The following is a 20,914-nucleotide window of genomic DNA, read 5'->3' on the forward strand; positions in this document are numbered from 1 at the left end:
ATTGTTCTTGACAGTCAATAAGCGATTGGATATTCCTTATCTTTCAAATGGAGTTCACACTTCTTTATCCTATGTGAACCAATTCTTCTCCAAGCCTATTCGTTTTTTTTCAGAGCAACGGGATGTGATGACAGAATTAATCGAAACCTATGATGAAAATAAGGAATTAAAAGCATCTTTAACATCATTAGAAGGTCAGGTTGCAGAGCTTGATACACTCAAAAAAGAAAATGCTAGCTTAAGAGAAACTCTTGAGATGACAGATCGGTATGCCGATAAGCATGTTCTTGTCGGATTGGTATCTGTGCGGACACCGGTTTCTTGGAATACACAGTTGACAATTGATTTAGGGAAAAAAGATGGTCTGACCGAGGAAATGCTAGTGGTGTCAAATGGTGGTTTGGTTGGGACAATTGAGCATCTTTATGATGATGTGACCGATGTCAAGTTGCTGTCTAATTCGGATAAAGTGACTAAAATTCCTGTTAAGATTGCAGCAGGAAATACCAATATTTATGGTATTTTAATAGGATACGATACGGATACCAATAGCTTTATCATTAGTCAGTTAAATAGCGCTGATGAAATTGCAGTTGGTAGCAATGTTGTTACAAGTGATTTAGCTGGGGCTACGCCATCTAATATTCAAGTTGGGAAAGTCAGATCCGTTAAGACCAGTAGTAGTGACTTAATTCGTGAGTTATATGTTGAGCCGACTGCGAATTTTTCCAATATTTATTCCGTTTTGGTCATAGGAGATGGAAAATGAAAAACTACGTGAAGTGTCTAATTCCCCTCCTATTGTTGCTAGCTTTTGTAATAGATGGGCAGTTGTCTACACTATTTATTAATTTGACACCTGGCATTATCACTGTATCGAGTCACTTTTTATTGATAATGGCGTTGTATTCCGTTCTTTATATTCCTACTTTTTACAATGTTGTGATATTTACGATTATAGGCTTCTTGTATGATATTTACTATTTGAATATCTTAGGAATCTTTGTGACCTTGTTTCCGTTAGCTGTTTATCTGATTGATTATTTCTATCAGAGTTTAAGATTTAAACGAGTGACGAATCATATCATCTTATTGGTTGTCATCTTTGTGGTAGAGTTTGGGGCGTTCTTATCTGCTCGTCTATTTGAAGTGACCAATTTGTCTATGTTTATCTTCGTGGTCTATAGTTTGGTTCCTACCCTAGTCTTCAATTCTCTTTTATTATTGGTGTTACAGCCTCTATTAGAGAAGTTCTTTTATATCACGAATAAGACATAAAAATGTAATAATCGCGTAATATTTTTACGCGATTTTTTTGGTAGAATGATATAGTCAGAAAGAATAGAGGAGTTTAACGAACCTATGAAGAAAAAAATCTTAGCAAGTTTGCTAGTGAGCACCATCGCTTTAACAACTGTTGGAAATGTATTGGATGTCAAAGCAGATGATACAGATAGCAAGATTGCAGCTCAAGATAACAAAATTAAAGAAATTGCGAGCCAACAAGCTACCGCCCAAGCGCAGGTTGATGCGGTTCAGGCGCAAGTTGACTCTATTGTCGCAGAACAGACTAGCTTGACAGCTGAAAATGAGCGTTTGGAGGCTGAAACTCAAGCTCTTAGTGCAGAAATTGAAAAATTAGCTGGTGATATTGTATCACGCGATGAAGCTTTGAAAAAACAGGCTCGTAGCGCGCAAACAGACGGTTCAGCAACTAGCTATATCAACACCATTTTAGATTCTAAATCAATTGTGGATGCTTTGTCTCGTGTGAATGCTATGCGTGAAATTGTTGCAGCAAACAACCGTATGCTTGGGCAACAAAAAGCAGATAAAGAAGCAATTGAAGAAAAACAAAAATCAAATCAAGAAGCAATCAATACTCTTATAGCTAATCTTCGTAAACTTGATGAAGATGCAAAGGTATTAGAGGCTCGTCAAGCGGAATTGAAAGTAGCTCAATTGAACTTGGCTGCTGAAAAAGCAACTGCAGAAGATGAAAAGCAAGCTTTGATTGAAGAAAAAGCGGCAGCCCAAGCAGCAGCTCAAGCAGCGGCAGCAGCCCAGGCAGCTTATCAAGCACAACAAGCGGCGGCAGCCCAAGCAGCAGTATCACAGTCACAACAGCCAGTTGTATCTAATGTGGTTTCAAATCCATCATCGGATACATCTGGACCTTCAGTAAGTGCTCCGCAACCAAAGATTACATATGATTCAAATAATACTTATCCATGGGGTCAATGTACATGGGGTGTTAAAACACTTGCGCCTTGGGTAGGAAATTATTGGGGGAATGCAGGACAATGGTTGTATAGTGCCCAAGCAGCTGGTTTTAGTATCGGTTCGACTCCTAAAGTAGGGGCTGTTGCAGTTTGGAACAATACTTATTGGGGACACGTAGCAGTAGTTACTGCTGTTAATGGAAATCAAATCCAAGTTATGGAAGCAAACTATGGTGGAGATGGCTATAATGCGGATCCTAGAGGGATTGGAAACTACCGTGGTTGGTTTGTTCCAACAGGTGTTACTGGATATATCTATCCTTAATCAGAGTAGCTCTTTGGAGAAGATTAACAAAGTTTAGTATCATGTATAACACAACATCATCTGAATGAGTTTATTCTATTGATTCTCTCATTTGGATGATGTATTTTGTATCTAAAAAAATTGACAAGGGAGTCCGTTTTCTTTATTATAAAACGTCGATAGAGCTTATGGGAAGCCTTCTAATAGGAGTGATTCAATTGACAAAAACAGGTCAAAATTATATAATAAGCGGGTGACTTGATTCTATGATATATCCTGATACTTATGCTGGAGTCTTCATTTAGAACCGAGTGAAGTAGTCATCAGTAAAGTACGAGAAATGCCGTCTGAGGAAAGACGCTGTATTCGTGTTGTCCAGAAAAGGATTGTCTTTTCAGGATTTTATTTATTTTAGAGAAATGATTTATCAGTAGTTGTATACAAAGGAGTAAGTATGTGCGGATTTGTTGGATTCTATAGCAACACGATAACGGATAAAAATGTCGTGAAAGTAATGAGTGACCAAATTGCTCATAGAGGGCCAGATAGTGATGGCTATTATTTTGATAAAGGAATTAACTTTGGCTTTAGACGCTTGAGTATCATTGACTTGAGCGAAGGTTCACAACCTATTTTAAATGAATCAAATGATATTGCTATTATTTTTAATGGTGAAATCTATAACTATCAAGAGATTCGGGAAGACTTAGTCCAAAAAGGATACCACTTCAAAACTCATACAGATACAGAAGTAATCTTACATGGGTATGAAGAATATGGTGAGGAAGGAATTTTATCCAGATTAAGAGGGATGTTTGCCTTTACTATCTGGGATAGCAAACAAGAAAAGTTGTTTGGTGCACGGGATCATTTTGGTATTAAGCCATATTATTACAGTGTTTTAGGAGAAGATTTTATTTTTGGTTCAGAAGTTAAATCTTTCTTGCATTTTCCCAATTTTGAAAAGAAGATAAATGAAGAAGCTCTAAAACATTACTTAGTGTTCCAATATAATCCTTTGGAGGAGACCTTCTTTAAAGGAGTTAAAAAACTTCGTCCAGGCCACTACTATACTTATCAAAATGGGAAACTGGATATCAATAGATACTATACCATTAGTTTAGACTATGAAGATCTTACGTTTGACGAAACAGTTTCAAAGATTGAAAAGGAAGTTGAGCAATCAGTCGAATACCATAAAATTAGTGATGTAGAGGTTGGTTCTTTCTTATCTGGTGGTGTTGACTCTAGTTATGTAGTGGCGACTGCGCTTCCGAATAAAACCTTCTCTGTTGGTTTTGACAACGAAGGATTTGATGAAACCATGTATGCGAAAGAGTTATCAGATACTCTCGGCATTCAAAACTATTCTAAGATTATCAGTCCAGATGAGTTTTTTGAAGGTATCGAAAAAGTGCAGTACTTTTCAGATGAACCTCATGCGAATCTTTCAGCTGTTCCGCTTTATTTCCTATCTAAATTAGCTTCGAAACAGGTGAAAGTGGTTCTATCAGGTGAAGGTGCTGATGAATTGTTTGCCGGTTATAATGAGTATGAAGAAGCCTTACCACAAAAAGTCTATAAACTTCTTCCATTCTCGTTAAGACAGTTGTTGTACAGAAAGTTAAAAGACAAACCACATTTTCGTGGTAAATCTATCATCACAAAATATGGTCAAAAGGTTGAAGATAGATATATTGGGCAGGCTGAAATCATGTCTGACGACCAAGCAAATACCCTTTTACAAGGGAAATATAAAAATTCTGTAAAATCAAGTGATTTAACGAAAAAATATTATGATGAAGTGAAAGATATGGATGATGTTTCGAAAAAACTATATCTGGACATGAATATGTGGATTGTTGACGATATTTTATTGAAAGCCGATAAAATGACAATGGCAAATTCGATTGAATTGAGAGTCCCCCTACTCGATAAAAAAATGTGGGAATTAGCTCGAACTATTCCAGTCAAACACAAGGTTAATGGAACAACTACTAAGTATGCATTCCGAAGAGCGGCTAAAAATAAATTACCAGAAAGCTGGGCTAAGAGAAGAAAACTTGGTTTTGTTGTACCGTTTGTCAATTGGATTAAGGAAGAAAGATACTATAATATTGTTAAGGAGACCTTCAACAAGGACTTTGTTGGTGAGTTCTTTGATGTTAAACAAATTAATGGTCTATTGGATGATCATTACAATAATGTAGAGAATAATGGTCGTAAGGTGTATACTATTTATGCATTTCTAAAGTGGTATGAACAGTATTTTAATTAGGAAGAAATTTGAAAGTGAATAAGATGATTTCATTTCCTAAATTTTAAGTAGTTGAAAAGCTAAGATTTTTAAGATAAGGGACTCCGTCCTGCAAGAATGAGAGAATCTCTATTCCTAACTCCCCTTTCCGTACACAAGTGAGCCGTTTATTGAAGGAGAATTTACGTGCTCTTAGTCAGTTACTTGTGTTTGGAAGAAAGGGGTGTTTTGATAAACATGTAAGGAATGAATGATAGGTATGAATAAAGCGGTTGTTTTAGGGTGTAATTATTATATCGGTTTAAGTATTATAAGATGCTTGGGAAGAGAAGGAATCGATGTTGTAGCATGTGATTATGATTTTAAAGATTCCTACGGTGCAAAGTCAACATATATCCGCGAATTTTTACAAGTGGCGAATTTCAATAAAAATGAGCAACAAACCTTATCAGATTTGATTGAGTATGGCAAAAAACAAGCTGAAAAACCGGTATTGTTGCCTTCTCACGATAAATATGTTGAGTTTATTGATCGCTATTATGATGAACTAGAAGAGTATTATTTAATCAGCCAAGCCAAAGGCCTCAATAGTCAGCTATTGGATAAATGGGTGTTGCATGATATTGCTCAACAGCATGGAGTGAGAGTTCCTGCTACTATCCATTCACAAGATGAGCAGTTATTCGAAAGAGTTGTGAACGAACTTGGTTTTCCTTGTATTATTAAGCCCTTTGATACAGTCGTATTTACAAAAATCTTCAGAAATAAGGTATTTATTTGTCACAATGAAGATGAATTGAAGATTGGTATTCAGAAAGCAAAAGAGAATGATATAGATATCTTTGTACAAGAAATCATCCCAGGATTTGATGATTGCATGTTAACTTACGATTTTCATATTGATCGAACTGGAAAGACAAGCCACTACATGACAGCTCAAAAACAGCGTCAGTGGCCGATTAACTTTGGTGCTTCTGTTTTTACAATTCAAAAATATAATCAGAAATTGGTAGATATTTCTAAACCATTTTTGGAAGCGATTGGGTATAGAGGATTTGGAGAAATTGAATTTAAACAGCATGACAAAACTGGAGAAATTTATCTCATTGAAATCAATGCTCGGACAACTAACTTTAATCATATGATTTATAAGGTTGGCCTCAACATGCCTTATATTGCCTATCTTGATTTGACTGGGCAGCTGAAGGAATCAGATTACAAATATATTGACCATAATACTAATTATGCCTTTATTTATGGATTTGAGGATATGGTTGCTATTTGGCATTACTGGAAGACAGGTCAAGTGGGACTTCTGAAATCCTTAAAAATTTCTTTTTCTAAAAAATGGGCTCCAGCCATCTTTTCACTATCAGACATCAGACCATGGCTTTTCTTTAATCAAAAGTTACTTGGAAAAGTGGTCAATAAAATGTTCAGGAGGAAATAATGTATAAATTAGGGATTATAGGAGGCATGGGCCCCTTAGCGACTGTAAGATTTTATGAAAAAATAGTGTTACAGACAGAAGCGAAGAAAGATAGCGATCATATTGATTTGGTCGTCTTAAATCATGCTACTATGCCTGATCGAACTACATGCATTATAGAAGAACGAGGCGAGGACTTCCTAAAGTCAATCAAGGGAGATTTTGAAAGGCTGGAACAATTAGGAGTGGATACAGTGGCTATCCCTTGTAATACTAGTCATTATTATTTTGAAGAATTTAGCCAATTTACTGATTTGCGGATCATTAATATGATTGAAGAAACGGTTTTAGAAGTGAAAAAAAGAGGCAATAGTACGATTGTCGTTTTTGGAACAGTTGGAACTGTGACTTCTAAAGTCTATGATAAATATGCTACTAAACATGGCATACAGGTACAATCCCTTTCGTCAGAAGATATGTATAAAGTGGCAGATATCATTTATGGAATCAAAGCGACAAATAATTTAGAAACCAATCAATTTGAAGAAATTTTAAATCGCTATTGTACAGATGATGTCGTAGGAATTATTGCTTGTACAGAATTAAGTCTGCTATCAATTGATAAAGAGATTAACACTATTGATGCTATGGATGTGTTGGTTGAAAAGAGCATTACTAGGAGTGGAAAACGGTTAAAAACGTTATAGTTCTATATAGTTATTCTTATGATAGAATGCAAATGAGCTGAAAAGTGGCTGTAGTATATTTGCGATATATTCAATGCAACGTTTTGATTCAAAAAATGTTGTAGGGGATAGGAAAAAGTCCTACATCTCCTTACATTTTATAGTTTAACAGTTTGATGCAGTAGTTGTCTGGTTTGTAAAACATTGATACATCAATATTCTACAAACCTAGTCAACCTTGCGGGGGTGCGACAATGAAATCGAACTCTTACGAGTTACCGATTTCTGTTTCACTCCCTATTTTTGATTGAAAATTGTCTTAAAAAGGGTTAAAATAGTAAGATAGAAATAAATAGGAGGCTGTCATGGCGTTTTCTGACATAAAGTTGTTTGCCCTTAGCTCGAATCAAAAGTTAGCGGCTAAGGTTGCAGAGAAAATGGGGATTTCTTTAGGGAAGTCTACCGTTCGTCAATTTTCAGACGGTGAAATTCAGGTGAATATTGAAGAGTCTATTCGCGGGAGACATGTATATATTCTTCAATCAACTAGTTCTCCAGTAAATGATCATTTAATGGAGATTTTGATTATGGTAGATGCTTTGAAACGGGCATCTGCAGAGTCAGTAAATGTCGTTATTCCTTATTATGGTTATGCACGTCAGGATCGTAAAGCACGTGCGCGGGAGCCAATTACTTCTAAATTGGTTGCTAATATGTTAGAAATTGCGGGTGTTGATCGATTGTTGACGATTGATTTGCACGCTGCGCAGATTCAAGGTTTCTTTGATATTCCAGTGGATCACTTGATGGGTGCGCCGTTGATTGCGGATTACTTCGAGCGTCGTGGTATGGTTGGGGAAGGATATGTGGTGGTATCTCCTGACCACGGTGGTGTAACGCGGGCGCGGAAGTTGGCACAGTTCTTGAAGACACCGATTGCGATTATCGACAAGCGTCGTAGTGTTGACAAGATGAATACATCAGAAGTGATGAACATTATCGGAAATATCGAAGGTAAGACTTGTATCTTAATTGATGATATGATTGATACAGCAGGAACGATTTGCCATGCGGCTGATGCCTTGGCAGAAGCTGGTGCGGTTGAGGTTTATGCTTCATGTACCCACCCCGTCTTGTCTGGACCTGCTATGGAAAATATTCAAAACTCTGCGATTAAGAAATTGGTGGTGCTTGATACGATTGAAATTCCTGAGGAGCGTTTGATTGATAAGATTGAACGGATTTCGACAGCGGATTTGTTGGCGGAGGCTATCATTCGGATTCATGAAAAACGTCCATTGTCACCCTTGTTTGAAACAGTGAAGGATAAATAATAAGGGAAGGTTGGAACCTAGGTTTCAGCCTTTTATTCATGTAGTAGATTTTGTCTCAGATAAAAATAGTGGTATAATGTGATGTATAATCAAAAAATGAATGATATAGTACTGGAGAGAGAGAGGTAGTGTATGGATTTACGTCATCGTTTTAATCAGAATTTGAATCGGATTGAAGTCTCAATGATTCGTCAGTTTGATCAAGCCATTTCAGATATTCCTGGTATTTTAAAACTAACGCTAGGAGAGCCTGATTTTACAACACCTGATCATGTTAAGGAAGCTGCAAAGGATGCGATTGATGCTAACCAAAGTCATTACACAGGGATGGCTGGGCTATTGGAGTTACGACAGGCAGCAGCAGAATTTGTAGCAGAAAAATACAATCTGTCCTACAATCCTATAAATGAAATCCTGGTTACAATCGGTGCAACCGAGGCCTTGTCTGCTAGTTTAATGGCGATTTTGGAGCCGGGCGATACGGTCTTGTTGCCAGCACCTGCTTATCCTGGTTATGAGCCGATTATCAATATGGTAGGGGCAGATATTGTCGAAATTGATACGACAGCAAATGATTTTGTCTTAACACCTGAAATGCTAGAACAGGCCATTATTGAGCAAGGAGAAAAACTCAAGGCAGTTATTCTCAATTATCCTGCAAATCCGACAGGTGTAACCTATTCTCGGGAGCAAATTCAGGCTTTTGCAGAGCTCTTGAAGAAATACCCCATCTTTGTCTTGTCAGATGAAATTTATGCAGAATTAACCTATACAGGAGAGCCTCATGTCTCGATTGCAGAATTCTTGCCTGAGCAGACGATTTTGATTCAAGGCTTGTCTAAATCGCATGCCATGACTGGCTGGCGGATTGGATTCATTATGTCGTGTGCGGAGATTGTTGCACAGGTGATTAAAAGTCACCAATACTTGGTGACAGCAGCAGCAACAGCTATGCAATATGGTGGCTTAGAGGCCTTAAAAAATGGAAAAGATGATGCGCTTCCGATGCGTCACGAATATGTCAAGCGCAGGGATTATCTGATTGAGAAGATGACGGAGCTTGGCTTTAAAATCATCAAGCCAGACGGAGCTTTCTATATCTTTGCGAAAATTCCAGATGAGTACCCTCAGGATTCTTTTAGTTTTTTACAGGAATTTGCTCGTAAAAAAGCGGTTGCCTTTATTCCTGGTGCGGCCTTTGGTCAGTATGGAGAGGGCTATATTCGGATTTCCTATGCGGCTAGTATGGAGACGATTGAGCAGGCAATGGTGCGATTGAAAGAATTTATGGCGGAATATGGAACGGATTGAAACTAGCGGAATTGTTCTTTATAATCGGGACTTTCGTGAAGCAGATAAATTGGTTAAAATTTTTACTGAGCAGGCTGGAAAACGAATGTTTTTCGTGAAACATGTAGCTAAGTCCAAGTTAACAGCTGCGATTCAGCCCTTGACTTATGCGGATTTTATCGTCAAAATCAATGAGGATGGTCTAAGTTATATCGAGGATTTTCATCAGGTTCAACCCTTTCGCAAACTGAATCAGGATATTTTTCGTTTGAGTTATGCGACTTACGTACTTGCCCTAGCAGATGCTTGCGTGCATGATACGATTCATGATGCGGCTCTTTTTTCCTTCTTGGTCAAGACCTTGGAGCTAATGGAGTCGGGGCTTGATTATGAGATTTTGACCAATATCTTTGAAGTCCAGTTATTGGGGCGATTTGGGGTGTCGCTGAATGTGCATGAATGTGTTTTTTGTCATAGTGTGGGCTTGCCGTTTGACTATTCCTATCAGTATTCGGGAGTGCTGTGTCCGCAACACTATCATGAAGACGACAGGCGCTTGCACCTTGATCCTAATGTGCTGTATCTGATTGACCAATTCCAGGCAATTTCTTTTGAAGAATTGGAGCGGATTTCGGTCAAGGATGAGATGAAACGAAAATTGCGCCTTTTTATAGATCAAATCTACGATGAGTATGTCGGGATTCATCTAAAATCAAAGAAATTTATTGATGAGCTGTCTTCTTGGGGACAGTTACTGAAACAAACAGAAAACGAGGAATCAAAATGAAACGGATTGCTGTTGATGCAATGGGGGGAGATCATGCTCCACAAGCTATTATCGAAGGTGTTAATCAAGCCTTAGCTGCTTTTTCTGATATTGAAATTCAGTTGTATGGAGATGAGGAAAAGATTAAGCCACTCTTGACGAGTATGGACCGAGTATCCATTATTCATACCGAGGAGAAGATTGAGTCCAATGACGAGCCTGTAAAGGCGATTCGGCGCAAGAAAAATTCCTCTTTGATGCTTGCGACAAAGGCAGTGAAAACTGGGGAGGCTGATGCAGTCTTATCTGCTGGAAATACTGGTGCGCTTCTTGCAGCGGGTGTATTTGTTGTTGGGCGTTTGAAGCAGATTGATCGCCCGGGGTTGCTCTCAACCTTGCCGACCATGGACGGAAAAGGCTTTGATATGATGGACTTGGGAGCTAATGCAGAAAATACGGCTCATCATTTGCATCAATATGCGATTTTAGGATCCTTTTATGCCCAGTATGTGCGCGGAATTGACCGTCCACGTGTAGCTTTGTTGAATAATGGAACAGAAGAATCAAAAGGAACACCTGTTCATAAGGAAGCCTATGACTTGCTTGCTCAGGATACCTCTATCCATTTTATCGGCAATGTTGAGGCGCGTGAGCTCTTAAATGGGGTTGCAGATGTGGTGGTGACAGATGGTTTCACGGGAAACGCTGTGCTTAAAACCATTGAAGGAACAGCTAAAAGCATTCTTAGTCAATTAACCTCAGCGATCAAAAATGGTGGCTTACTGGCTAAAATTGGGGGTCTTCTCTTAAAACCAGCCTTGAAATCTGCTCTTGGCGCGCTTGATTATAAAAAGGCAGGTGGTGCAGTGTTGCTAGGCTTGAAAGCTCCTGTTATTAAGGCGCATGGGTCAAGCGATGCGGTAGCAATCTATCATACGATTCGTCAGATTCGGACCATGTTAGAAGCGGATATTGTCCAGAAATCAGTCGAGCGTTTTTCAGATGAGGAGGAGTCTCGTGACTAAGGAAGAAATTTATCAGCGACTTGAGGAGATACTCATCGAGGAAAAAGGAGCGGATTTGGAACTTAGTCCAGACTTGGTTGTTCAGAAAGAACTGGCAGAGGATTCTGTTGAAGTGATGGAGCTTGTGTTGACCTTGGAAGATGAGTTTCAGATTACAATTCCAGATGAAGCGATTGAAGGATTTGAGACGCTGGCAGATATTGTTGAATATATCGAGAAGTGCTTAGCCTAATGTGATTATTTCTTTATAAATATGAAAAAACGTTCGTCTTTTGACGAGCGTTTTATGATTTCTTAGGAGTGTTTACTTATATTTTCTTGAATTGACGAATGTTATGTGCTAGAATATAGCAAAACACTAAAAATGTAAAAGAAAAGGCGAACAATGCTATGAAACAATCATTATTATATTCGGGGAAAGCCAAGGATATTTACGCAACAGAAGATGATGAGCTGATTATCTCCTGCTATAAGGATCAGGCGACAGCCTTTAATGGTCTGAAAAAGGAGGAAGTACTTGGCAAGGGGCGACTAAATAATCAGATTTCGTCTTTGATTTTTGAAAAGTTAAATCGGGCAGGGATTGCAACCCACTTTGTCGAACAGTTGTCAGATACGGAGCAACTGAATAAAAAAGTGGAGATTATCCCGCTAGAAGTAGTATTGCGAAATTATACAGCGGGCTCATTTTCAAAGCGCTTTGGTGTGGCAGAAGGGCTCAAGTTGGTAGAGCCAATTGTAGAATTTTATTACAAGAAAGATGAGCTAGATGACCCTTTTATCAACGATGAGCATATTGCCTTTTTAGATCTTGCTTCGAGTGAAGAAATCGCCTATATCAAAGAAGAAACGAGAAAAATCAACCGCTTGTTAAGGGCTTGGTTTGCTGAAATCGGCTTGACCTTGATTGATTTTAAGTTGGAATTTGGCAAGGATAAGGACGGTAGAATTATTCTGGCGGATGAATTTTCACCAGATAATTGCAGGCTCTGGGATGCGGATGGCAATCATATGGACAAGGATGTCTTTCGCCGTGGTCTTGGAGAGATGACAGATGTTTATCAAATCGTGTGGGAAAAGTTACAGGAGTTGGATTAAGATGAACAAACGAATTTTTGTCGAGAAAAAAGCGAGTTTTCAGATAAAAGCAGAGAGCTTACTGCGTGAATTGCAGGAGCGTTTGGGAACTACAAGTCTTACGAGCTTGCGGTTGGTACAGGTCTATGACGTTTTTGGTTTGGATAAAAGTTTGCTTGCGGTAGCTGAGGAACGGATTTTTTCAGAAAAGGTTACAGATACCCTTCTAATGGAGAGTGAGGTAGCAACGAGCCTTGCAAGTAGTCGTTTCTTTGCCATTGAGGCACTTCCTGGTCAGTTTGACCAACGTGCAGCAAGTAGTCAGGAGGCTCTCTTTCTTTTAGGGGCAGCTAGTAGCGTAACAGTAAAAAGCGCTCAGCTTTATCTCTTGAATGCGGATGTAAGCGATGCAGATTTTGCCAAGATCCAAGCTTATTTGCTCAATCCTGTTGATTCACGCTTCAAGGATGTGACAAAGGATTTAGAAGTTCCTACTTTTTCAAGTTCTGATGTAGTGATTCCTGTGCTTGATTTTTTCAAGGAGTATACAGAAGTGGATTTTTCCCAGTATAAAAAAGATCAAGGGCTTGCCATGGAAGTGGAGGATTTGCTCTTTATTCAGGATTATTTTGCTTCGATTGGTCGCTGTCCGACAGAAACAGAGTTGAAGGTCTTGGATACCTACTGGTCAGACCATTGTCGCCATACGACATTTGAGACAGAATTGCGTAGCATTGACTTTTCAGAGTCTCGCTTTCAAGCACAATTGCAGGCGACTTATGAGAAATATCTTGCTATGAGAAGTAAGTTGGGTCGTGCGGACAAGCCGCAGACACTCATGGATATGGCAACGATTTTTGGACGGCATGAACGGAGCAATGGGCGTCTAGATGACCTTGAAGTATCAGATGAAATCAATGCCTGCTCGGTGGAAATTGAAGTAGATGTGAATGGGGTGAAAGAGCCATGGCTCTTGATGTTTAAAAATGAAACCCATAATCATCCGACAGAAATTGAGCCATTTGGTGGTGCAGCGACCTGTATCGGTGGTGCTATTCGTGATCCGCTATCGGGGCGTTCTTATGTATATCAAGCCATGCGCATTTCAGGGGCAGGCGATATTACGCAGCCTTTGTCCGAGACCCGTCCTGGTAAACTACCGCAACAGGTCATCTCAAAAACGGCTGCCCACGGTTATTCTTCTTATGGAAACCAAATCGGTCTTGCAACGACCTATGTACGAGAATATTTCCACCCAGGTTTTGTGGCAAAACGGATGGAGTTAGGGGCAGTTGTCGGAGCAGCTCCAAAAGAAAATGTCATTCGTGAAAAGCCAGCAGCCGGAGATGTGGTCATTCTTCTTGGTGGAAAAACAGGTCGTGACGGTGTGGGGGGAGCGACAGGCTCGTCCAAGGTTCAGACAGCGGAGTCCGTTGAAACGGCTGGTGCGGAAGTGCAAAAAGGAAATGCCATTGAAGAACGGAAAATCCAGCGGCTCTTTCGTGATAAGGCAGTGACCCGTTTGATTAAAAAGTCCAACGACTTTGGAGCAGGTGGTGTTTGTGTTGCGATTGGTGAATTGGCAGACGGGCTTGAAGTTGATTTGGACAAGGTACCGCTCAAGTACCAAGGCTTAAATGGAACAGAGATTGCTATTTCAGAAAGTCAGGAGCGCATGGCGGTAGTGGTTCGTCCAGAAGATGTGGAGGTCTTTATCGCCCTAGCTGCTAAGGAAAATATTTTAGCAGTCCCTGTGGCAACTGTGACGGAAAAACCAACTCTTGTCATGACATGGAAAGGACAGAAGATTGTCGATATTGAGCGCTCTTTCCTTGATACCAATGGTGTGCGTGTAGTGGTGGATGTGAAAGTAACCGATAGTCCATGGGCGCTACCAGAACAACGAGTAACCTCAAAAGAAACTTTAAAAGAAGATGTAGAGGCGCTACTTGCTGACTTGAACCATGCCAGCCAGAAAGGCTTACAGACGATTTTTGACAGTTCTGTGGGACGTTCAACCGTCAATCATCCATTAGGAGGTCGCTATCAGCTAACACCAACAGAAAGCTCAGTTCAGAAATTACCGGTCGAACATGGTGTAACCGAAACAGTCTCTGTTATGGCGCAGGGCTACAATCCCTTGATTGCAGCATGGTCTCCGTATCACGGAGCAGCCTATGCTGTGATTGAAGCAACGAGTCGATTGGTGGCAACAGGTAGCAATTGGCAAAAGGCTCGCTTCTCCTATCAGGAATACTTTGAACGAATGGATAAACAAGCAGAGCGGTTTGGAAAACCTGTGGCAGCATTGCTTGGTTCAATTGAAGCGCAGATTCAGCTGGGCTTACCGTCAATTGGGGGCAAGGATTCCATGTCTGGAACTTTTGAAGAATTGACCGTTCCTCCGACCTTGGTGGCTTTTGGTGTAACAACTTCAACCGCTGACCACATCTTGTCACCAGAGTTTAAGGCTACTGGAGAATACATCTATTACATTCCAGGACCTGCTATTTCTACAGAAATTGATTTCGCAAAAATTAAAGAAAATTTCACACAATTTACAGAAATCCAAGAAAAGAATGCCATTACAGCTGCAGCTGCTGTTAAGTATGGTGGTGTAGCAGAAGCTCTAGCGTTGATGACGTTTGGAAATCACATCGGAGCAAGCGTGGTGCTGGATCAGATTGAAAGTAGTTTACAAGGGCAACTAGGGGGATTTGTCTTTACCAGCCCAGATGAGATTGAAGGAGTTCTTACGATCGGTCAGACGACAGATGAAGCAAGCCTTGTCATCAATGGAGTGGACTTATCTATTTCTGACTTGTTAGCAAGTTTTGAGAGGACTTTCGAGGATATTTATCCGACCGTCTTTGAACAGGACAGCCTTATGGCAGAAGTAGCACCAGTTGTGACAGATGCTGTTCGAAAGAGCAAGGAAAAAGTCGCACAACCCTTGGTATATATTCCAGTCTTTCCCGGGACAAATTCCGAGTATGATTCTGCTAAAGCCTTTGAACAAGCAGGTGCCAAGGTACGCTTAGAACCCTTTGTGAGCCTCGATGAAGCAAGTCTTGCTCAGTCTGTTGACAAGATGATTGGCTCAATCAATGAAGCGCAGATTCTCTTTTTTGCAGGTGGATTTTCAGCAGCAGATGAGCCAGACGGCTCAGCCAAATTTATCGTCAACATCCTACTCAACGAGAAAATCAAGACAGCAATTGATGCCTTTATCGCGCGTGGAGGTCTCATCATCGGTATCTGTAATGGCTTCCAAGCCCTCGTTAAATCAGGTCTTCTTCCTTATGGTAATTTTGAAGAGTCCAGTGAAACTAGTCCGACCCTCTTTTACAACGATGCCAACCAACATGTGGCGAAAATGGTGGAAACCCGCATTACCAATACCAACTCACCGTGGCTTTCGGGTGTGGAAGTGGGGGACATTCATGCAATTCCTGTATCGCACGGCGAAGGCAAGTTTGTTGTAACCGAGGCAGAATTTGCAGAGCTTCGTGACAATGGGCAGATTTTTAGCCAATATGTAGATTTGGAGGGGCAACCAAGTATGGACAGTCGCTACAATCCAAATGGATCCTTCTATGCGATTGAAGGGATTACCAGCAAGAACGGACAAATCATCGGGAAAATGGGGCACTCTGAACGTTATGAGGTAGGATTGTTTAAGAATATTCCAGGTGAAAAAGACCAGCAGTTGTTTGAAAGTGCCGTTCGGTATTTTACACAAGATTAAGAGGAAAACATGACATACGAAGTAAAATCTCTCAATGAAGAATGTGGATTGTTTGGTATCTGGGGGCATCCGCAGGCCAGTCAAGTGACCTATTTTGGGCTGCATAGCTTGCAGCACCGGGGGCAGGAGGGGGCTGGAATTCTAGCAAATGAAGCAGGGACTCTGCGTCGTCATCGAGGTTTGGGCTTAGTTTCTGAAGTGTTTAGACGGCCCGAAGAATTGGAAAGTCTGAGAGGTCAAGCAGCGATTGGGCATGTCCGCTATGCAACGGCAGGCGGAGCTTCAATCAACAATGTCCAACCTTTCTTATTTGACTTTTTTGATATGCAGCTGGGGCTAGCCCATAATGGAAATTTGACCAATACCCAAACGTTAAAGAGGGAATTGGAGGTGCAGGGGGCGATTTTTGCCAGCTCCTCTGATACTGAAATTCTCATGCACTTGATTCGCCGTAGTAAAAAAGAATCCTTGCTTGATAAAATCAAGGAGGCACTCAACCAGGTCAAGGGTGGATTTGCCTATCTGATTATGGCGGAAGACAAGCTGATTGCGGCGCTTGATCCAAATGGATTTCGTCCCTTGTCCATTGGGCGCATGAAAAATGGTGCCTGGGTAGTGTCAAGTGAGACCTGCGCCTTTGAAGTGGTCGGTGCTGAGTGGATTGAAGATGTCAAACCTGGTGAGCTCGTCATTATTGATGATGAAGGTCTGCAGCATGACCGCTATACAGAGGATACCCAGCTTGCGATTTGTTCTATGGAATATGTCTATTTCGCACGACCAGATAGTGTGATTAACGGGGTCAATGTCCATGCGGCACGCAAAAAAATGGGACGTCGTTTGGCGCAAGAAGCAAAGATTGAAGCAGATATCGTGGTAGGAGTGCCCAATTCGTCCCTGTCCGCAGCTAGTGGCTACGCAGAAGAATCCGGTCTGCCTTACGAAATGGGCTTGATTAAAAATCAATATACCCAGCGCACCTTTATTCAGCCAACGCAAGAATTGCGCGAACAGGGGGTTCGGATGAAGCTGTCTGCTGTTTCAAGTATTGTCAAGGGCAAGCGCGTGGTTATGGTAGATGACTCGATTGTCCGAGGGACGACTAGTCGCCGTATTGTCCAACTCTTACGAGACGCAGGAGCAGCAGAAGTCCATGTGGCTATTGCCAGTCCCCCTTTGAAATATCCTTGCTTTTTCGGAATTGATATTCAAAATCGGAGCGAACTGATTGCAGCCAATCATAGCAATGAGGAGATTTGCGAGATTATTGGGGCAGATAGTCTAACCTTTCTTTCTTTGGAAGGCTTGATTGAGGGAGTTAGTATGGAGACAGATGCCCCAAATGGCGGACTATGTGTCGCCTATTTTGACGGAGCTTATCCAACCCCACTCTATGATTATGAAAAGCGGTATTTGGAAAGTCTAGCAGAAAAAACAAGTTTCTACTAAATTTTAGTCGTTTAGTTGCTGTATTTGTTTATAAAAAAGGAGAAAAGGATGTCAAAAAATTCATACGCAGCGTCAGGTGTCGATGTGGAAGCAGGCTATGAAGTGGTAGAACGCATCAAAAAACATGTCAAAAAGACGGAACGCTTGGGTGTTATGGGGGCTCTTGGTGGTTTTGGAGGGATGTTTGATTTGAGTAAACTCTCGGTCAAAGAACCTGTCTTGATTTCTGGGACAGACGGAGTCGGGACTAAGCTGATGTTGGCCATTCAGTATGATAAGCACGATACCATTGGGCAGGATTGTGTGGCCATGTGTGTCAATGATATTGTTGCAGCAGGTGCAGAGCCCCTCTACTTCCTTGATTACATTGCAACTGGAAAAAATATTCCTGAAAAGCTAGAGCAGGTGGTCAAAGGGGTTGCAGATGGTTGCTGCGCAGCAGGAGCAGCTCTGATTGGTGGAGAAACAGCTGAAATGCCTGGAATGTATGGTGAAGATGATTATGATTTAGCTGGTTTTGCCGTTGGTATTGCAGAAAAATCCCAGATTATTGACGGCTCTAAGGTCGTGGCAGGTGATGTTCTGTTGGGTCTTGCTTCCAGTGGTATTCATTCTAATGGCTACTCTCTTGTTCGCCGTGTCTTTGCTAACTATACAGGGGATGAAGTTCTACCTGAATTAGGCGGCAAGTCCCTCAAGGAAGTCTTGCTTGAACCAACACGAATCTATGTCAAGACTCTTCTTCCCCTTATCAAGGCAGGTTTGGTACATGGGATTGCCCATATTACAGGCGGTGGCTTTATTGAAAATATTCCACGGATGTTTGGTGAAGAGTTGGCTGCTGAGATTGAAGAAAGTCAGGTACCGGTTTTACCGATTTTCAAAGCCCTAGAGAAATACGGGGAGATTCCTCATGAAGAAATGTTTGAAATTTTCAATATGGGGCTTGGAATGGTATTTGCAGTAGCAGCAGAAGATGTGGAACGTATCAAGGAGTTAGTAGACGAAGAAGTCTATGAAATCGGACGGATCATTGAAAAAACAGACCAAAGTGTGGTATTCAAATGAAAAAAATAGCCGTTTTTGCTTCCGGAAATGGGTCCAATTTTCAAGTGATTGCTGAGCAGTTTCCTGTTGAATTTGTCTTTTCCGACCACCGAAATGCCTATGTTCTTGAGCGAGCAAAAAATCTTGGCGTGACGGCGTACGCCTTTGAACTCAAGGAGTTTGATAGTAAGGCAGCCTATGAAGGTGCGATTGTGGAGCTGTTAGACCGGCATAGCGTAGATCTTGTGGTCTTGGCAGGTTATATGAAGATTGTAGCAGACACCCTTCTTGCACGCTATGAGGGGCGGATAATCAACATTCATCCCGCCTATTTGCCCGAATTTCCAGGAGCACATGGGATTGAAGATGCCTGGAATGCAGGTGTTACCCAGTCAGGTGTTACCATCCATTGGGTGGATTCAGGTGTTGATAGCGGTCAGATTATCAGACAAGCGCGGGTGCCGATTTTTGCAGATGATACCCGTGAGAGTTTTGAAGAGCGTATTCATGCGATGGAATATCAACTCTATCCAGAGGTGATTCGGGAGTTGCTATCTCGTTATGAATAATTGAATGTAAAACCTTGCGAACGATTGATAAAGAAGAAAATAAGGAGAAATCATGACAAAAAAAGCCTTGATTAGTGTGTCAGATAAGACAGGTATTGTGGAATTGGCACAGAGCTTAGTGCAGCTTGGTTGGGAGATTATCTCAACAGGTGGAACCAAGTTGGCCTTGGATAACGCTGGGATTGCGACTCTTGCGATTGATGATGTGACAGGTTTCCCAGAGATGATGGATGGTCGGGTCAAGACGCTTCACCCTAAGATTCATGGCGGTCTTTTAGCTAGACGAGATCTTGATAGTCACCTGGAGGCTGCAAAAGACCACGGGATTGACTTGATTGACTTGGTAGTGGTGAATCTCTACCCTTTCAAAGAAACGGTTATGAAGCCTAATGTCGCCTACGCAGATGCGGTCGAAAATATCGATATCGGTGGACCATCCATGCTTCGCTCTGCGGCAAAAAACCATGCCAGTGTAACGGTGGTCGTTGACCCCGCAGACTATCACGTTGTAGTGGAGGAATTGCAGGCAACAGGCGAGACCAGCCTTGCCACCCGCAAGCGTCTAGCGGCAAAAGTATTTCGTCATACTGCAGCCTATGATGCCTTGATTGCAGACTACTTTACTCAGCAAGTGGGTGAGGAAAAGCCTGAAAAATTAACCTTAACTTATGAGCTCAAACAACCGATGCGTTATGGGGAAAATCCGCAACAGGATGCAGATTTCTACCAAACAGCTCTGCCGCTTGCTTACTCCATCGCAGCTAGCAAGCAGCTAAATGGAAAAGAGCTGTCCTTTAATAACATTCGAGATGCTGATGCAGCGATTCGGATTATCCGTGATTTTCAGGATCGTCCAACTGTTGTAGCCCTCAAACACATGAATCCATGTGGCATTGGACAGGCAGATGATATTGAAACAGCTTGGGATTATGCTTATGCGTCAGACCCTGTGTCAATTTTTGGTGGAATTGTCGTCTTGAACCGTGAGGTAGATGCGGCAACTGCTGAAAAAATGCATCCGATTTTTCTTGAAATCATTATTGCGCCAAGTTATACTCCAGAAGCCTTGGAGATTTTAACCAATAAAAAGAAAAATCTTCGTATTCTAGAGCTTGATTTTAGCCGACACGTAGCCAGCACAGCTGAAAAAGAAGTGACTGGTGTGCTGGGTGGCTTGCTCGTTCAAGATCAAGATGTAGTGATAGAAAATCCGAGTGATTGGAGAGTTGTGACCAAGCGTCAGCCGAGTCCTGAAGAACAAATAGCTCTTGAATTTGCTTGGAAGTCTATCAAATATGTCAAGTCAAACGGTATTATTATTACCAATGACCATATGGTACTAGGCGTTGGACCTGGGCAAACCAATCGTGTGGCTTCTGTTAAAATTGCGGTGGAACAAGCCAAGGATCGCCTAGACGGTGCTGTACTTGCAAGCGATGCCTTCTTCCCATTTGCGGATAATATCGAAGAAATCGCAGCAGCAGGTATCAAGGCCATTATCCAACCCGGAGGTTCCGTCCGTGACCAAGAATCTATTGAAGCAGCGGACAAACACGGCCTCACTATGATTTTCACCGATGTGCGGCATTTTAGACATTAAAATCATTTAAGCCCCTTTTAAGCTTTTTTTGTCTATACTATAAACATCCTAAATTTTCTTTTTTATCTATCTCCTTGAAATCCTGAGTGCAGTTGTACTTGGGATTTTTCT

General features: G+C 41.2%; 17 protein-coding genes (1 of these 17 only partly in view). All 17 read left to right on the forward strand.

What is annotated here, in order from left to right:
* On the forward strand, positions 1-769 hold the 3' portion of the coding sequence (gene mreC, locus CHF41_RS02265) for a rod shape-determining protein MreC (RefSeq protein WP_119875824.1). It extends 62 nt beyond the left edge of the window; 769 of the gene's 831 nt are visible here — the last part of the coding sequence; the start codon falls outside the window, past its left edge; its stop codon occupies positions 767-769.
* Positions 766-1,278: a rod shape-determining protein MreD gene (gene mreD / locus CHF41_RS02270; RefSeq protein WP_119875825.1), complete on the forward strand. Its 513-nt coding sequence runs from the start codon at positions 766-768 to the stop codon at positions 1,276-1,278. Before mreC ends, mreD begins: the two co-directional genes overlap by 4 nt.
* 84 nt (positions 1,279-1,362) lie before the next feature.
* The gene (gene pcsB, locus CHF41_RS02275; protein WP_119875826.1) at positions 1,363-2,547 is read left to right on the forward strand and encodes a peptidoglycan hydrolase PcsB; all 1,185 of its coding nucleotides are present in this window, start codon (positions 1,363-1,365) and stop codon (positions 2,545-2,547) included.
* 433 nt (positions 2,548-2,980) lie between these two features.
* Complete coding sequence (gene asnB, locus CHF41_RS02280) at positions 2,981-4,804, forward strand: asparagine synthase (glutamine-hydrolyzing) (protein WP_119875827.1); 1,824 nt, start codon at positions 2,981-2,983, stop codon at positions 4,802-4,804.
* A gap of 238 nt (positions 4,805-5,042) precedes the next feature.
* Positions 5,043-6,233 (forward strand): carboxylate--amine ligase, encoded by a 1,191-nt coding sequence (locus tag CHF41_RS02285; RefSeq protein ID WP_119875828.1) that lies wholly within the window; start codon positions 5,043-5,045, stop codon positions 6,231-6,233.
* A complete protein-coding gene (locus tag CHF41_RS02290; RefSeq protein WP_119875829.1) occupies positions 6,233-6,919 on the forward strand; it encodes an aspartate/glutamate racemase family protein in 687 nt (228 codons plus the stop codon). Before CHF41_RS02285 ends, CHF41_RS02290 begins: the two co-directional genes overlap by 1 nt.
* Before the next feature lie 344 nt (positions 6,920-7,263).
* Positions 7,264-8,232, forward strand: coding sequence for a ribose-phosphate diphosphokinase (locus tag CHF41_RS02295; protein WP_119875830.1), 969 nt, complete (start codon positions 7,264-7,266; stop codon positions 8,230-8,232).
* Positions 8,233-8,364: 132 nt separating this feature from the next.
* Entirely contained in the window at positions 8,365-9,543 is a 1,179-nt protein-coding gene (locus CHF41_RS02300) for a pyridoxal phosphate-dependent aminotransferase (protein WP_119875831.1), read from the forward strand.
* Positions 9,530-10,309, forward strand: coding sequence for a DNA repair protein RecO (gene recO / locus CHF41_RS02305; RefSeq protein WP_119875832.1), 780 nt, complete (start codon positions 9,530-9,532; stop codon positions 10,307-10,309). Before CHF41_RS02300 ends, recO begins: the two co-directional genes overlap by 14 nt.
* Complete coding sequence (gene plsX, locus CHF41_RS02310; RefSeq protein ID WP_119875833.1) at positions 10,306-11,313, forward strand: phosphate acyltransferase PlsX; 1,008 nt, start codon at positions 10,306-10,308, stop codon at positions 11,311-11,313. The genes recO and plsX overlap by 4 nt, the downstream gene beginning before the upstream one ends.
* Positions 11,306-11,545 (forward strand): phosphopantetheine-binding protein, encoded by a 240-nt coding sequence (locus CHF41_RS02315; protein WP_119875834.1) that lies wholly within the window; start codon positions 11,306-11,308, stop codon positions 11,543-11,545. The genes plsX and CHF41_RS02315 overlap by 8 nt, the downstream gene beginning before the upstream one ends.
* Positions 11,546-11,703: 158 nt before the next feature.
* Positions 11,704-12,411, forward strand: a complete 708-nt coding sequence (gene purC, locus CHF41_RS02320; RefSeq protein ID WP_119875835.1) for a phosphoribosylaminoimidazolesuccinocarboxamide synthase — start codon at positions 11,704-11,706, stop codon at positions 12,409-12,411.
* 1 nt (position 12,412) lies between these two features.
* A complete protein-coding gene (locus CHF41_RS02325; protein ID WP_119875836.1) occupies positions 12,413-16,138 on the forward strand; it encodes a phosphoribosylformylglycinamidine synthase in 3,726 nt (1,241 codons plus the stop codon).
* Between the two features lie 9 nt (positions 16,139-16,147).
* The gene (gene purF, locus CHF41_RS02330) at positions 16,148-17,587 is read left to right on the forward strand and encodes an amidophosphoribosyltransferase (RefSeq protein ID WP_119875837.1); all 1,440 of its coding nucleotides are present in this window, start codon (positions 16,148-16,150) and stop codon (positions 17,585-17,587) included.
* Positions 17,588-17,635: 48 nt separating this feature from the next.
* Positions 17,636-18,655, forward strand: a complete 1,020-nt coding sequence (gene purM, locus CHF41_RS02335; protein WP_119875838.1) for a phosphoribosylformylglycinamidine cyclo-ligase — start codon at positions 17,636-17,638, stop codon at positions 18,653-18,655.
* Entirely contained in the window at positions 18,652-19,203 is a 552-nt protein-coding gene (purN, locus tag CHF41_RS02340; RefSeq protein WP_119875839.1) for a phosphoribosylglycinamide formyltransferase, read from the forward strand. Before purM ends, purN begins: the two co-directional genes overlap by 4 nt.
* 52 nt (positions 19,204-19,255) lie before the next feature.
* On the forward strand, positions 19,256-20,803 hold the full coding sequence (gene purH / locus CHF41_RS02345; RefSeq protein ID WP_119875840.1) for a bifunctional phosphoribosylaminoimidazolecarboxamide formyltransferase/IMP cyclohydrolase: 1,548 nt from the start codon (positions 19,256-19,258) through the stop codon (positions 20,801-20,803).
* Positions 20,804-20,914 lie beyond the last annotated feature (111 nt).

It is taken from the genome of Streptococcus respiraculi (assembly GCF_003595525.1).
Lineage (GTDB): Bacteria > Bacillota > Bacilli > Lactobacillales > Streptococcaceae > Streptococcus > Streptococcus respiraculi.

Bases quoted from the DNA above. Each gene is read 5' to 3' on its own strand.
- mreD (WP_119875825.1), top strand. From the start codon at position 766: ATGAAAAACTACGTGAAGTGTCTAATTCCCCTCCTATTGTTGCTAGCT.
- pcsB (WP_119875826.1), top strand. From the start codon at position 1,363: ATGAAGAAAAAAATCTTAGCAAGTTTGCTAGTGAGCACCATCGCTTTA.
- asnB (WP_119875827.1), top strand. From the start codon at position 2,981: ATGTGCGGATTTGTTGGATTCTATAGCAACACGATAACGGATAAAAAT.
- CHF41_RS02285 (WP_119875828.1), top strand. From the start codon at position 5,043: ATGAATAAAGCGGTTGTTTTAGGGTGTAATTATTATATCGGTTTAAGT.
- CHF41_RS02290 (WP_119875829.1), top strand. From the start codon at position 6,233: ATGTATAAATTAGGGATTATAGGAGGCATGGGCCCCTTAGCGACTGTA.
- CHF41_RS02295 (WP_119875830.1), top strand. From the start codon at position 7,264: ATGGCGTTTTCTGACATAAAGTTGTTTGCCCTTAGCTCGAATCAAAAG.
- CHF41_RS02300 (WP_119875831.1), top strand. From the start codon at position 8,365: ATGGATTTACGTCATCGTTTTAATCAGAATTTGAATCGGATTGAAGTC.
- recO (WP_119875832.1), top strand. From the start codon at position 9,530: ATGGAACGGATTGAAACTAGCGGAATTGTTCTTTATAATCGGGACTTT.
- plsX (WP_119875833.1), top strand. From the start codon at position 10,306: ATGAAACGGATTGCTGTTGATGCAATGGGGGGAGATCATGCTCCACAA.
- purC (WP_119875835.1), top strand. From the start codon at position 11,704: ATGAAACAATCATTATTATATTCGGGGAAAGCCAAGGATATTTACGCA.
- CHF41_RS02325 (WP_119875836.1), top strand. From the start codon at position 12,413: ATGAACAAACGAATTTTTGTCGAGAAAAAAGCGAGTTTTCAGATAAAA.
- purF (WP_119875837.1), top strand. From the start codon at position 16,148: ATGACATACGAAGTAAAATCTCTCAATGAAGAATGTGGATTGTTTGGT.
- purM (WP_119875838.1), top strand. From the start codon at position 17,636: ATGTCAAAAAATTCATACGCAGCGTCAGGTGTCGATGTGGAAGCAGGC.
- purN (WP_119875839.1), top strand. From the start codon at position 18,652: ATGAAAAAAATAGCCGTTTTTGCTTCCGGAAATGGGTCCAATTTTCAA.
- purH (WP_119875840.1), top strand. From the start codon at position 19,256: ATGACAAAAAAAGCCTTGATTAGTGTGTCAGATAAGACAGGTATTGTG.